The sequence below is a fragment of the Comamonas sp. lk genome (assembly GCF_900564145.1).
Taxonomy (GTDB): domain Bacteria; phylum Pseudomonadota; class Gammaproteobacteria; order Burkholderiales; family Burkholderiaceae_C; genus Comamonas.
Map to the genome: position 1 here is coordinate 3,147,552 of NZ_UOOB01000001.1, position 14,166 is coordinate 3,161,717.

Annotated in this window: 13 protein-coding genes; 8 read left to right on the forward strand and 5 right to left on the reverse strand. The window is 59.3% G+C overall.

The annotated features are described in order from the left end of the window. Positions 1-2: 2 nt before the first annotated feature. The 8 genes from EAO39_RS14265 (at position 3) to EAO39_RS14300 (ending at position 10,153) form a co-directional block, all read left to right on the forward strand. The gene (locus EAO39_RS14265) at positions 3-950 is read left to right on the forward strand and encodes an amidohydrolase family protein (protein WP_120968400.1); all 948 of its coding nucleotides are present in this window, start codon (positions 3-5) and stop codon (positions 948-950) included. Positions 951-1,079: 129 nt separating this feature from the next. Beyond that, positions 1,080-2,459: a UbiD family decarboxylase gene (locus tag EAO39_RS14270; protein WP_205589389.1), complete on the forward strand. Its 1,380-nt coding sequence runs from the start codon at positions 1,080-1,082 to the stop codon at positions 2,457-2,459. An 85-nt stretch (positions 2,460-2,544) separates the two neighbouring features. After that, complete coding sequence (locus tag EAO39_RS14275; protein ID WP_162989569.1) at positions 2,545-3,936, forward strand: nucleobase:cation symporter-2 family protein; 1,392 nt, start codon at positions 2,545-2,547, stop codon at positions 3,934-3,936. A 1-nt stretch (position 3,937) separates the two neighbouring features. Further along, complete coding sequence (locus tag EAO39_RS14280; RefSeq protein ID WP_120968404.1) at positions 3,938-5,560, forward strand: ABC transporter ATP-binding protein; 1,623 nt, start codon at positions 3,938-3,940, stop codon at positions 5,558-5,560. A gap of 31 nt (positions 5,561-5,591) precedes the next feature. Beyond that, a complete protein-coding gene (locus EAO39_RS14285; RefSeq protein WP_120968406.1) occupies positions 5,592-6,623 on the forward strand; it encodes an ABC transporter permease in 1,032 nt (343 codons plus the stop codon). Between the two features lie 2 nt (positions 6,624-6,625). Continuing rightward, entirely contained in the window at positions 6,626-7,558 is a 933-nt protein-coding gene (locus tag EAO39_RS14290; protein WP_120968408.1) for an ABC transporter permease, read from the forward strand. A gap of 50 nt (positions 7,559-7,608) precedes the next feature. After that, complete coding sequence (locus tag EAO39_RS14295; protein WP_120971127.1) at positions 7,609-8,724, forward strand: BMP family ABC transporter substrate-binding protein; 1,116 nt, start codon at positions 7,609-7,611, stop codon at positions 8,722-8,724. A 7-nt stretch (positions 8,725-8,731) separates the two neighbouring features. Further along, a complete protein-coding gene (locus tag EAO39_RS14300) occupies positions 8,732-10,153 on the forward strand; it encodes an amidohydrolase family protein (protein ID WP_120968410.1) in 1,422 nt (473 codons plus the stop codon). Between the two features lie 112 nt (positions 10,154-10,265). On the opposite strand, the gene EAO39_RS14305 is transcribed toward EAO39_RS14300, so the two are convergent. The 5 genes from EAO39_RS14305 to rsfS all read right to left on the reverse strand — a co-directional run bounded on the left by EAO39_RS14305 (position 10,266) and on the right by rsfS (position 14,128). Beyond that, on the reverse strand, positions 10,266-10,472 hold the full coding sequence (locus EAO39_RS14305) for an Arm DNA-binding domain-containing protein (RefSeq protein ID WP_240467012.1): 207 nt from the start codon (positions 10,470-10,472) through the stop codon (positions 10,266-10,268). A 55-nt stretch (positions 10,473-10,527) separates the two neighbouring features. Beyond that, positions 10,528-12,015, reverse strand: a complete 1,488-nt coding sequence (rng, locus tag EAO39_RS14310; RefSeq protein WP_120968412.1) for a ribonuclease G — start codon at positions 12,013-12,015, stop codon at positions 10,528-10,530. Positions 12,016-12,134: 119 nt separating this feature from the next. Further along, the gene (locus tag EAO39_RS14315; RefSeq protein WP_120968414.1) at positions 12,135-12,749 is read right to left on the reverse strand and encodes a Maf family protein; all 615 of its coding nucleotides are present in this window, start codon (positions 12,747-12,749) and stop codon (positions 12,135-12,137) included. A gap of 132 nt (positions 12,750-12,881) precedes the next feature. Continuing rightward, positions 12,882-13,349, reverse strand: coding sequence for a 23S rRNA (pseudouridine(1915)-N(3))-methyltransferase RlmH (rlmH, locus tag EAO39_RS14320; protein WP_120968416.1), 468 nt, complete (start codon positions 13,347-13,349; stop codon positions 12,882-12,884). 20 nt (positions 13,350-13,369) lie between these two features. Beyond that, entirely contained in the window at positions 13,370-14,128 is a 759-nt protein-coding gene (gene rsfS, locus EAO39_RS14325) for a ribosome silencing factor (protein WP_120968418.1), read from the reverse strand. Between the last annotated feature and the right edge of the window lie 38 nt (positions 14,129-14,166).

Consider the following 14,166-nt stretch of genomic DNA (forward strand, 5'->3'; position numbering starts at 1 on the left):
ACATGATCATCGATACCCATCTGCACCCCACCAATCTGGTGGACGAGGCATGGCGCCACACAGGCACGCCTTTCAACGGCGAGCGCATGCTCAAGCTCATGGACGGCCCCTACATGATCAACGGCAAACCTCGCCGCATCGACATGGGCTTCATCCAGCCTCCGCCCGGCAACACGGGTTACCGCGACGGCAACCGCCGCGGACGTGACGGCATTCGCGACTACATGTCGTATATCGCCGAGCTCACGCAGAAATATCCCGACCGTTTCATAGGCAACTTCACCTACAACCCCCGCTGGGGTCCGGAAAACGGGGCCGCCGAGATCGAGCACCACCATCTGGCCTATGGCTTCAAGATGATCAAGCTGCACGCCAATATGCACGGCTACCGGCCTGACCGCGCGCTGGAATGGCTACGCCCTGCCATGAAGGTCTGCGCCAAGTACAACATCGTGGTGCTCATTCACACGGGTGATGGTCCCTTCACCATTCCCACGATGTTCTACCCCATCATCCGCGAGTTTCCCATGGTGAACTTCGTGATTGCACACTTTGGCATTCAGACTGGCGGCAATTACTCGTTCGAGACCTTCTGGATGGCCATGGATACGCCCAATGTCTATGTGGAATCTGGCTGGTGCTTCCAGGCACGCATTGCCGAATTCGCCAAGGAGTTGCCACGCAACAAGCTGGTCTTCGGCACAGACAGCCCTCCCAACGAGCCCGGCATGTGGCTGCGTGAACTGGAGATGCTGTGCCGTCCAGCACCCCACGGCATCGACCTGGACGAGGACACGTTGGAAGACTACCTGGGCAACAACATTGCGCGACTGGTCGGCATTGAAACCACACCACCGCCCAAAAACCTGGAAGACGCCCAGGCTCGCCTGACGGACACCTATGCAAGCGTTCGCAAGAAAGAAGCCCTGACCTTCGCCCCCGCGAAGTAGTTGCGCTCCACAGCGAGCGTCACCCACCGCCAAGCGGCGGTGGGCTTCACACCACCGAAGAAGTGCCACAGACCGCTGGCACCCCAGTTTTTGCTTTGCCGGAGCCACTCGATGAATGCCAGAACAGCAATGACAGACACCGGTCAGGACTTGCACGAATTCTACGCAGCCTATGCGGATAGCTGGCCAGACGATGTTCTGTCCATTGACCAACTCACCAGCCGCGACCAGGACGTTACCGCCACGGTCTGGTCACTGGCCGCTCAAGGCCGGCATCCCATGCTGCGCTTCAATCAGGTTGAAAGCCTGCAGCGTCCTCTGCTGACCAATTTGTTTGCCTCGCGAGAACGCGTGGGCCGCATGCTGGGCGGAGTCTCTGCCGCGGGCATCCATGCCGAGTACCAGGCCCGCAGCAGAAATTTGCTCAAGCCCCAGATGATTCAGGATGGCAAGGCGCTGCAACAGGTCAAGACCAGCCAGATCAACCTGCACCAGGACATTCCGACCATCAAGCATTTCGCCAGCGATCGGGGTCCTTACATCACCAATTCGATTCTGATTTCGGAGTTCGACGGCATCAGCAATGTGAGCTACCACCGCTCCATGGTGCACTCTGACACCGAGATCGCTACCAGCCTGCACTCACGCGGTCACCTCTGGCGCATGCTGCGAGCCGCAGAAGCTCAGGGCAAGCCACTGCCTGTAGCCATGGTGATAGGTGCTCATCCACTATTCATGCTGGCCGCTGCCGCCCGCTTGCCTTATGGCGTCGACGAGCGCCAAGTGGCGGGCGGCCTGATCGGAGCACCACTGCAGGTCGTCAAGACGCCCAGGTATGGCATCTCGGTGCCAGCCCATGCGGAGTATGTGCTCGAAGGGGTGATCGATCCCAACCTGCGCGCCGAGGAAGGACCATTTGGCGAATTCACGGGCTACTCATCGGACCGCTCAACCAACAATGTCTTCAAGGTCGAGACGCTGATGCAGCGCAGCGATGCCTGGCTGCTCGATGTGGTGGGTGGCAATTCTGCAGAACACCTCAATCTGGGCCGCATCCCGCGTGAATCCGAGATGGTGGAAAAGCTCAAAGAGCGCTTTCCGGGAGTCACCGCCGTGCACTACCCCAGCTCGGGCACCCACTTTCACGCCTATATCGCGCTCAAGCAATCCCGGCCTGGCGAGGCCCGCCAGGTCATGCTGGGCCTGCTGGGCTGGGACCCTTATCTGAAGACCGTGTTTGCCGTGGACGAGGACGTCGACATCACCCGCGACGAAGAAGTGCTCTGGGCCATGGCCACGCATTTCCAGCCACACCAAGACTTGTTCATGGTCGATGGTCTGCCTGGCAGCCCCCTGGATCCATCGTCCTCTGCTGACGGAACAACCTCCCGCCTTGGCATTGATGCCACAAGAGGTCCGAAATTCGATGGCATACGGGCACGCATCAGCCCCGAAGTCATGCAACGCGCCCAATCACTGATTCATTCCGCCCATCGCAATATGACTTGAGAGAACCCTAAAACGCCGGGAACGCACAGAGCCGAAAAGGCCGGGCGTGCTCAGGCAGCTCGATAACCAGTTCAGGAGACAAGCCATGACGACGAGCACCGTACCCAAAAGCCCCCCAGCCGTACATCCCGTGGATGAAAAACTGCCCCTGCCCCAGCTCGCAGCACTCGGGCTGCAGCATGTACTGGTCATGTATGCGGGAGCGATCGCCGTCCCACTCATCATTGGAAGCGCCCTCAAACTCACCAAGGAAGATACGGCTTTCCTGATTGCCGCCGACCTGTTTTGCTGCGGCCTGGTGACCATCATCCAGAGCATGGGCATCGGCAAGATAGGCATACGCCTGCCCATGATGATGGGAGTGACCTTTACAGCTGTCGCTCCTATTATTGCAGCAGGAAGCACTCCAGGACTGGGGCTTAAAGCGGTTTTTGGCGGCGTCATTGTCGCGGGCATATTCACCCTGCTTGTTGCACCCTATGTCAGTCGGCTGTTGCGCTGGTTCCCTCCAGTGGTGACAGGCTCAGTAGTACTCATCATCGGCATATCGCTGATGCGCGTGGGCATCAACTGGGCTGCTGGCGGCACTCCCACCATTGCCGGTCCCAACGGGCCCATCAACAATCCCGACTACGGCATTCCCTCACACATTGCCATCTCGGGCATTGTGCTGATGACAATTTTGTTCATCATTGCCTGGTGCAAAGGCTTTCTGTCCAATATTGCCGTACTGCTGGGCATTGCCGTCGGCTTTCTGATCACGTTGGTCTCCGGGCAAGTCAACTTCGTGGGCCTGCAGTCCGCCCAGTGGGTGCGCATCATCACGCCGTTTCACTTCGGCATTCCCACCATCGATGTGATGACCACGGTCACGCTGTGCGTGGTCATGGTGGTCATCATGATCGAAGGCGTGGGTCAGTTCCTGGCTCTGGCCGAGGTGGTGGAGCGCCCACTTGAGACAGACGATATTGCCCGCGGCCTGCGTGCCGATGGCGTTGGGGCCATCGTGGGAGGTATCTTCAATACCTTCACCTATACCTCTTACGCCCAGAACATTGGGCTGGTACAGGTCACCGGGGTGCGTAGCCGCTGGGTCTGTGTGACGGCCGGCGTGATGCTGGTCCTGATCAGCTGCTTCCCCAAACTGTCCTTTATTGCTGCCTCCATTCCTCAATACGTGCTGGGCGGTGCAGCCATGGTGATGTTTGGCATGGTGGCCGCTACAGGTATACGCATCCTCAGCCATGTGGATTTTGTCGAGAACCGCAAGAACGCCTACATCGTGGCCATCAGTCTGGCCATGGGCATGATTCCGCTAGTGGCTGACAGGTTCTTCATGCGCCTGCCCGACATGATGGCCAAGTTCTGCCAGAACGGTATCTTGCTGGGCACCTTCACTGCTGTGCTGCTGAATGTGCTGTTCAACGCCAAAAGCAGCGAGGCGCCCAATCTGCGCACTCTCGGAAAGGCGGCTTGATATGCCCAGCCTTATCCCTTCCTCCGACCAGCCACAGCTGGAGCTGTGCGGTATTCGCAAAGTGTATGCATCAGTGGTCGCCAACGACGGTATCGATCTAGTCGTCGCACCGGGCGAGATTCAAGCCATTCTTGGCGAGAACGGAGCCGGCAAGTCCACCTTGATGAAGATCATCTACGGCATGACTGCCCCTACCGAAGGCGAGATCTACTGGCGAGGCCAGCGCGTGCAGATGAACAGCCCCAACCAGGCCCGTGCACTGGGCATTGGCATGGTGTTCCAGCACTTCCAGCTGTTTGAAACACTGACTGTGGTGCAGAACGTAGCCTTGGCTCTGCCGGGTCGCCCGGACTTGGACGACCTATGCCAGCGCATTCATGCCGTAGGCCAGCGCTACGGTCTGCCGGTCGACTCCAAGCGACTCGTGCATACCCTTTCGGTCGGAGAGCGCCAGCGCGTGGAAATCATTCGCTGCCTGCTGCAAAACCCGCGCCTGCTCATCATGGACGAGCCAACCTCGGTTCTCACCCCACAGGCCGTGCGCAAGCTGTTTGAAACCTTGCGCCAACTGGCCGACGAAGGCTGCAGCATTCTCTACATCAGTCACAAGCTCGACGAAGTGCAGGAGCTATGCCACAGCGCCACCATCTTGCGCAGCGGCCGAATTACAGGCCATTGCATTCCCGCGCAGGAAACACCGGCCTCCATGGCACGCATGATGATCGGCAAGGAGCTCGTACCCTGCCAGCGCCCCAAGACCACCACGAGCGAAACCAGCGAAGCAAAACTTCAGGTCCAGGCACTATCGCGAAAAGCCAGCCACCCTTTTGGCACAGCACTCAAGGACATCAGCTTTGAACTCAAGCCCGGCGAAATCCTAGGCATTGCCGGTGTCTCTGGCAACGGTCAACAGGAACTGATGTTTGCACTTTCCGGAGAAGACCCGCTGCCCGCTCGCCAGGCGCAGATGATTCGGCTCAACGGACAGGCCGTGGCCCATCTGGACAGCGCCAGCCGCCATGCGCTGGGGCTGGGATTTGTGCCGGAAGAGCGCCTGGGACGCGGTGCCGTGCCGGCCATGAGCCTGGCAGACAACACGCTGCTCACCGCCTACGGCCAGGGTCTGCTCAAGCACGGGCTGATTCTCCGTGATGCCGTAGACCAGTTTTCCCAGTGCTGCATAGAAGGCTTTCGCGTCAAATGCTCAGGGACGCAAGCTCCGGCAAACTCGCTGTCTGGCGGCAATCTGCAGAAGTTCATCGTCGGGCGCGAGCTGATGCAAAAGCCTCAGGTACTGATAGCCGCTCAGCCGACCTGGGGAGTGGACGTCGGGGCAGCAGCTTTCATACGTCAGGCCCTGATCGATCTGCGCAACAGCGGTGCCAGCCTGCTGGTGGTCTCAGAAGAGCTGGATGAGCTGTTTGAAATTTGCGACCGCATTGCCGTCATTGCCGATGGCCGGCTCTCCCCGGCAGTCCCCATTGAAGACACCGATGTGGAAACCATAGGCCTCTGGATGAGCGGCATTTGGCCTCACGAAGGCATGGATCACAGCCCGGAAATTCCGTCTATATCGCAGCCCGCAAGCAGCCCAATGGAAAGCGAGGTATACCGTGTGGCCTAGGTTTGAAAAGCGCCCCGAAGCCTCGCGCCGTATGCGCTGGCTGTCTCCACTGCTGGCTGTGGCGCTCACCGTGCTCAGCGGTGCCATGCTGTTTGCCATGTTGGGGCAAAAGCCCTGGCAAGGCATTCACGTCTTCTTTATTCAACCCATCAGCGACATCTATGGCCTGAGCGAGTTGCTGCTCAAGGCCACGCCCTTGATGCTCATCAGCATGGGCCTGGCCATAGGTTTTCGCGCAGGCGTGTGGAATATTGGTGCCGAAGGCCAGTTCATCCTCGGCGCAGTGTTTGCCACAGGCATTGCATTGATGGCGGGCGATACAAGCGCCTTCTGGACCTTGCCGGTCATGGTGCTGGCGGGGGCTTTGGGCGGCGCTTTATGGGCAGCGATCCCTGCCTGGCTGCGCACGCGCTTTGGCACCAATGAAATTCTGGTGTCCTTGATGCTGGTCTATGTGGCACAGCTACTGGCGTCCTGGCTGATCTATGGGCCCTGGAAAGACCCGGACGGCTACAACTTCCCACAAACCCGCAACTTCGGTGACAGCGCTCTGCTGCCATTACTCGTCGAAGGCACACGCGTGCATGCGGGCTTTATTCTGGCCCTGTTCGTTCTGCTCGCAGGTTATGTATTCCTGCAACTGAGCATGCAAGGCTTTCGCATGCAGGTCGGCGGGCAGGCACCCGATGCAGCGCGCTACGCGGGCTTTTCCGGCAAACAGGCCATATGGGTCGGACTGCTGGCAGGTGGCGCTCTGGCCGGAGTGGCTGGCATGACGGAAGTCGCTGGCCCCATGGGGCAGCTCACAGCACAGATCTCCGCCGGCTACGGCTTTGCCGCCATCATCGTGGCCTTTGTCGGGCGCCTGCATCCTGTGGGCATTCTGGCCAGCAGCCTCATCATGGCCTTGTTCTTTCTGGGTGGGGAGCAAGCCCAGCAGCAACTGAATCTGCCCTCTTCCATCTCCAAGGTCTTCCAGGGAATGCTGCTGTTTTTCCTGCTTGCATCTGACTTGTTCATCGCTTATCGCCTGTGCTGGCAAAGCGGCCTTCGGAGAGCTTAATCATGGATGCATCGCTGATTTCCTCCATCGTGGCAGCGACTCTGGTCGCAGGCACACCGCTGATCATCGTGGCGCTGGGCGAGCTGATTGTGGAACGCTCCGGCGTTCTCAATCTCGGGGCCGAGGGCATGATGTCTGTAGGCGCCGTTGCCGCATTTGCAGCAGCCTATGCTGGCGCAGGACCGTGGACAGCCGCAGCCATCGGCATGCTTGCCGGCGCGTCGCTGGCGCTGATCTTCGGCTATCTATGCCTGACCATGCAGGCCAACCAGGTAGCCAGCGGTCTGGCGCTGGCCATCTTTGGCATGGGCTTGTCGGCCTTTCTTGGCAAGTCCTATGAGTCGGCGCCGCTCAATGCAGTTCCTGTGCCCAATATTCCGCTGCTGGGCGATATTCCCATCATTGGCCCTGCGCTGTTTCACCATCACTGGCTGGTCTATGCCTCCTGGCTGCTGGTCGCGGCAACGGCCTGGTTTCTGGACCGCAGTCGAGGCGGCCTGGTGTTGCGAGCGCTGGGTGAATCACCTACCGCCGCCCACGCCATTGGCTACCCGGTAATTGCCATTCGCTATCTGGCCGTGCTCTACGGCGGAGCCATGGCAGGCCTGGGCGGCGCATTTTTGTCGGTGTTCTATACCCCGCTGTGGGCCGATGGCATGGTCGCCGGGCGCGGCTGGATTGCGCTGGCACTGGTGGTGTTCGCAACTTGGCGCCCCTTGCGCATTCTGGTGGGGGCCTACCTGTTTGGCGGCGTGCTGGTATCCCAGTTGTTTGTGCAGGGCTCAGGCCTGGCGCTGGAGATCCCATCGCAATGGCTGTCGGCCCTGCCCTATATCGCCACCATCGTGGTGCTGGTGCTGATCTCGCGCAACAAGACCACGATCAAGTTGAATTCCCCGGCCTCCCTTGGCCAGGGCTATAGACCAGAAAGCTGAAGACACCCACCTATCCAGCTCCCTGCCACTACAACTACGGAGACATGACCATGACCCGCTACAACGCGCAACGCCAGTACCGCCCGACGAGACTCCCTCGCCTTCCCAAGTGGAGCGCAGCTTCGCTCCTGCTGACATGCCTTGCTGGCACGGCGGCGGCAGAGCCGCTCAAGGTCTGCTTTCTCTACTCCAATCCGATTGGAGAAAGCGGCTGGACCTATCAGCATGAATTGGCACGCAAAGAGCTGGTCGCAGTCATGGGTAACAAAATCAGCACCAAATTCGTAGAAAACATAGCAGAAGGTCCAGATGCAGAGCGCGTTGTACGCAATTTTGTACAAGATGGCTGCAAGCTGATCTTCACGCCCTCCTTCGGCTTTATGGAGCCTACGCTCAAAGTCGCCCGCACAGCGCCCAAGATTACCTTCATGAACGGCACAGGCTACAAGACTGCGGCCAATGTCGGCACCTACAACGCCCGTTGGTACGAAGGCCGCTATCTGGAAGGTGTGATTGCCGGACATATGACCAAGAACAATGTGGTCGGCTACGTGGGAGCCTTTCCCATTCCTGAAGTGCTGCAAGGCGTGAACGCTTTTGCTCTGGGCATGAAAAGCGTGAACCCGAAAGCTCAGCTGCGCCTGATCTGGGTGAATGCCTGGTACGACCCTGGCAAGGAGCGCGATGCGGCCAATGCCCTCATCAAGCTGGGAGCCGATACCATGGCCTATGCCACTTCAGGTGTGTCCATCGTCACGACAGGTGAAGAGAAAAAGGTCTACACCTTGGGCTACTACTCGGATATGTCCAAGTTCGGCCCCAGCACCAATCTGACATCCATCACCCAGAACTGGGGCAACTTCTACATCAAGGTCGTCAATGACGTGCTTGCGGGTCAATGGAAGCCAGAGAGCGTCATGGGCGGCCTCAACGACGGCATCATCAAACTGGCACCGCTGAATGCAGCCATTCCTGCCGAAGTACGCACTCAGATCGAAGCCATGGGCAAAGAAATTGCCTCAGGCCAGCGTCAGGTTTTTTCAGGCCCGGTGCGGGACCAGCAAGGCACGACACGCGTTCCCGCAGGTCAGAATATCTCGGCCAACGACCTGGCCAACATGAACTATCTGGTCCAGGGCATTGAAGGCCTGATGCCCAAGAACTGAGAACGCCATGAAGAAGAATATTCTGATTCGAAACGCAGCAGCCATCATGACCGGGCTGCCGGGGGAAAAAGCCAGAAGCCCGGTCAGCGATATACGCATTGAAAATGGCGTGATCACCGAAATGGGCAGTGGCTTGCGTGCGCAGCCCGATGAGCAGGTTCTGGATGCCAGTCGCTGCGTCATCTACCCTGGCTGGGTCAACACCCATCATCACCTGTTCCAGTCCCTGCTCAAAGGAATTCCATCAGGCATCAACCTCACGCTCAGCCCCTGGCTGCAGGCCGTACCGTTCAGCTATCGGCGCAGCTTTGATGAAAAGCGCTTGCGCATTGCCGCACGTATCGGCCTGGTGGAGCTGTTGCGCTCGGGTTGCACCACCGTAGCCGACCACCACTACCTGTTCCAGCCCGGGCAGGATTTTGATGCTGCAGCCATTCTGTTCGAAGAAGCCCAGGCTCTTGGCATGCGCTTCATGCTGCTGCGAGGTGGTGCCACCGTGACACGCAAGCTCGAAGATCATGAAAAGCTGCAGCAAGCCACGGAGACACTGGATCAGATGCTGGCCTCGGTACAAGCCACAGCCAAACATTTTCATCAGACCGGCCCCATGGCCATGAGCAAAGTGGCCATGGCCCCCACCTCAGTCCATGTCTCGCTGCCCACGCAAGAGCTCAAGGAAGTTGCCAGAGCCGCACGCTCCATGGGCTTGCGCCTGCACAGTCATATGTCTGAGTCCGTGGCCTATATCGAGCATTGCCGCGAGAAATTCGGCTGTCTGCCCATTGAATATCTGGCCCAGAACGAATGGCTGGGCCCCGATGTCTGGCTGGCGCACCTGGTGCATCTAAGCCCTGCGGAAATCAAGATGCTGGGCGAAACCCGCACCGGCATTGCCCACTGCCCACAAAGCAATGCCCGTCTGGCGGATGGCATTGCCCCAGCTCCTGCGCTGGCCAAAATGGGATCACCAGTCACCATTGGGGTGGATGGTGCCGCATCCAACGAAGCCGCAGACATGATCAGCGAGCTGCATTTCGCCTGGATGCTGCACCGTGCCCAAGCAGGTGCCCTCTCACGCGCCAAACCCGAAGGCCATGGAGAAGAAGGCGGAGACGCCACCGCGGTGGAGCAGATCATTCACTGGGCCAGCCAAAGCGGTGCACAGATGCTGGGTTTTGACGGTGTAGGCCATCTGGCCTCGGGCATGGCAGCGGATCTGGCCGTCTATGCGCTCGACGACCCTAGGTACTTTGGTCTACATGATTCTGCGCTTGGCCCAGTCGTCAGCGGCGGCAGGCCGCATATCAAATGGTTGGTCTGCGGCGGAAAAATCATTCTCGAAAACGATATTCCCAAGGGCCTTGATCTCGAACGACTCGGAATGCAAGCTCAAGCCGAAGTTCAAGCATTGCTAGCGATGCAAAGCTGATCAAACCTTCTATAAAAGGCATTGCAGCGTCGCTCACACTAGATACTGGATTTGGCAGTCTGACAACATCGCAGCACAAGCCAGCCCCTGTGTGACTTCGCCTTGCACTTTTCTACAGCAAGATTTTTCCTTGCTGAATTTCGACACCTTTCTCTGCTGCCAGCTTTCGTGCAGCAGCCAGCGTGAGGTCGGGATGGCGGCCTAGAGTCAACTCTATCGGCCGGCCCACCCATTCTGATCGTAGTATCCAAGCAGCAGCGCCCGCAGAGGACAGAATGAAGGGGACTACTACCGTCCGATTGAGCCATGGCCAGACCATTTTTATGAGGTTACGCAGACCTCATCCATCAAGGTTCCCTCAAACGCCAAAATACTCACAACAGAACAATATCGTATTGCTCTTGTGCCATCACCGTCTCGGACTGCAGGGAAATGGGCTTGCCAATAAAGTCCGAAAGGCTGGCCAGATGCTGGCTTTCCTCGTCCAGAAACATCTCTACCACCTTGGGCGATGCCACCACCCGGAATTCGCGGGGGTTGAACTGGCGGGCTTCGCGCAGGATTTCACGCAACACCTCATAGCAGATGCTGCGGGCGGTTTTGACTACGCCCTTGCCAGAACATGCCGGGCAGGGCTCGCACAGCATATGGGCCAGAGACTCGCGCGTGCGCTTGCGGGTCATCTCCACCAGGCCCAGTTGCGAGAAGCCGCCAGCCATGGTCTTGACCCGGTCGCGCCCCAGTTGGCGGCGGAACTCGGACAAAACCTCGCTCTGATGGTCTTCACGCACCATATCGATGAAATCGACAATGATGATGCCGCCCAGATTGCGCAAGCGCAGCTGGCGTGCAATGGCGTGAGCCGCTTCCAGATTGGTCTTGAATATTGTGTCGTCGAAATTACGGGCCCCGACATAGCCGCCGGTATTCACATCGATAGTGGTCAACGCCTCGGTCTGGTCCACGATCAGATAGCCGCCCGATTTCAAATCCACACGCCGCCCCAGCGCGCGCGCAATTTCCTCGTCAATCGAGTACAGATCGAAAATCGGCCGCTCGCCCTTGTAATGCTGCAGCTTGGGTACGGCGGCAGGCATGTACTCCTGGCCGAAAGTCTGCAGCAGCGCAAACTGTTCGTGCGAATCAATGCGAATGCTTTGCGTGGCTTCGCTCACCAGATCACGTAGCACGCGCTGCAGCAGGTTCAGGTCCTGATGCAGCACCGACATAGTTGGCAATTTCTGCGAGGCATCCTTGATGCGCGTCCAGGTCTTGCGCAGGTAGCGGATATCGTCCGCCAGCTCGCTGTCCGAGGAATCTTCGCCATTGGTGCGCAAGATAAAGCCACCGCCGCCGCCCGTGTCCTTGGTGCCGACCAGGCCCTGCAGACGTGCGCGCAGTGCATCGCGTTCGTTTTGCGGAATTTTCTGCGAGATGCCGATATGGTCGTCCTGCGGCAAAAACACCAGCAGGCGGCCTGCAATGCTGATCTGAGTGGACAAGCGCGCACCCTTGGTGCCTATTGGGTCCTTGATGACCTGCACCATGATGGTCTGGCCTTCAAACACCTGCTTTTCAATCGGTACCAGAGGCACATCCTTGCGGGCGAACATGGGCGCTTCGCCGCCTTCCTGGCGATGCCACACATCGGCCACATGCAAAAAAGCCGCTCGTTCCAGGCCGATATCGATAAACGCCGACTGCATGCCCGGCAGCACGCGCGAGACTTTGCCCAGGTAGATATTGCCGACCAGGCCGCGCTCCAGCGGGCGCTCCATGTGCAGCTCCTGCACGGCACCGTTTTCGATGACCGCCACTCGCGTCTCCTGCGGCGACCAGTTGATCAAAATATCTTGCTGCATTGACTGTCGTACTTTCTTGGTTGTCTGGCCTGATCTTGTGCTTGTTTTTCGGCAAGAAGGCGTGCGCATGCTGCGCCGGTCTATGGCGGCGACAAGACTGCGGTTCTGGCCCTAGAAGATCAGAGCGGCCAGCCCAGCTGGCGCAACAGCGCCGCCGTCTCAAACACCGGCAAACCCATGATGCCCGAATAGCTGCCGCTGATCTGTGAAATATGTGCTGCCGCCCTGCCCTGCACGCCATAGGCACCGGCCTTGCCCATGGGTTCACCCGTGCCCACATAGGCATCGATCTGCGCCTCGCTCATGGGAGCAAAGCGCACGGTGGAGATGCTCAAAGCCTGCAGACGCTGCACACCATTCTGAACTGCCACTGCAGTCAGCACCTCATGCTCCGTGCCGGCCAGCAGGCGCAGAATGCGCCTGGCATCTTCCGCATCCTGAGGCTTGCCCAGAATCTGCATGCCCAAGGCCACCGTGGTGTCGGAGCACAGAATCGGCGCTGGCGGCAGGCCACGGCGGGCATGGCGGGCCACGGCCGCATCCAGCTTGCCGGCGGTCACGCGCTGCACATAGTCGCGCGGCGCCTCGCCCTCTTTCTCGGCTTCTATGCCTTCCGCATCTTCGGCAATATCGCCGGCCGCATTGGGCAGCAGCAATTCATGCGCCACGCCCAACTGCTCTAGCAGTTGACGGCGACGGGGACTTTGGGAAGCGAGGTAGAGGTATGAGGCCATGATTAAGATAAAAATTGGCCGCTAGCGCTTACCAATAAAGCACTAACGGCTATCAAAATCATAGTATCACGCAGTGCATGAAATTGCACGCGGAACACAGCCGCGAGCTGCGGCCTTGCGCGAGCGGCTGATTTACTCGCGGTGGTAAGGGTGACCGGCGTTCACCGACCAGGCACGGTAGAGCTGCTCGATCAGCAGCACACGCACCATGGCATGGGGCAAGGTCAGATCCGAGAGGCGAACGCGCTCATGCGCCTTGGCCTTGAACTCGGGGTCCAGCCCATCCGGGCCGCCAATAACTAGCGCCACATCGTCACCTTCCAGCTGCCAGCCCTTGAGTCGCTGGGCCAGGGCCTTGGTAGTGAGATTGGTGCCGCGCTCGTCCAGCACCACGATGCGGGTGCTGCGGGGAATGGCCGCTTCAATGCGCTTGCGCTCGGCGGCATACAAAGTCTCTACCGTCTTGGAGCCACGCGGCTCGGTCTTGACGGCCTTGAGTTCAACCTTGAGTTCCGGCGGAAAGCGCTTGGCGTAATCGTCGTAGGCCGTCTGCGCCCAATCGGGCACATGCAGGCCTACGGCCACGATGGTCAGTCTCACGGCAAAAACTCAGGACGCAATCAGGCCTTGGCGCGGGGGGCGCGCTTTGCCGCAGGCTTTACAGCGGCGGGCTTGGCAGCAGCTTTGCTTGCCGACTTGGCGCCGGACTTGGCACCGTTGACCACCACGGTCTTCACAGCCTTGGGAGCTGCAGACTTGGCGGCGGGCTTCTTGGCTGCTGGTGCCTTGGCGGCAGCGGTCTTGCTGGCAGGCTTTTTGGCGGCCGTGGTCGTCTTGGCAGCGGTTGTCTTCGCAGCAGCTGTCTTGCCGGCGGGCTTCTTGGCCGCTGGCTTTTTGGCAGACTTCTTCTCGACCACGGTGTTCTCGGCAGCAGCCTTGTCCACGGCCTGCTTGGCGGCCAGCTTCTTGGCAGCCAGTTCAGCGGGCTTGGGCTTGGCGGCACCGATCTTCAGGCGCACAGGCATTTCGCCCCAGATTTCTTCAAGACGGTAGTACTGGCGAATGGCGGGTTGCATGATGTGGCACACGGCGGCGCCGCAGTCCACAATAATCCATTCGCCGTTTTCTTCGCCTTCCTGGCGGGGCACGGGGAAGCCGGCCTTCTTGACCGATTCGCGCACGCTGGAGGCCAGGGCCTTGGTCTGGCGGTTGGAGGTACCCGAAGCCACGATGACGCGCTCGAACAAGGGCGACAGCGCTTCGGTGTTGAACACCTGGATATCGTGTGCCTTGACGTCTTCGAGGCCGTCAACAATGGCGCGTTGCAGTTTGGTCACGTCGCGCTTGGCTGCGGAATCCGATTTGGTGGAGGTGGTCATCAGGCGATGGAATCTGTAAAAGTGAGATCAATATAGCG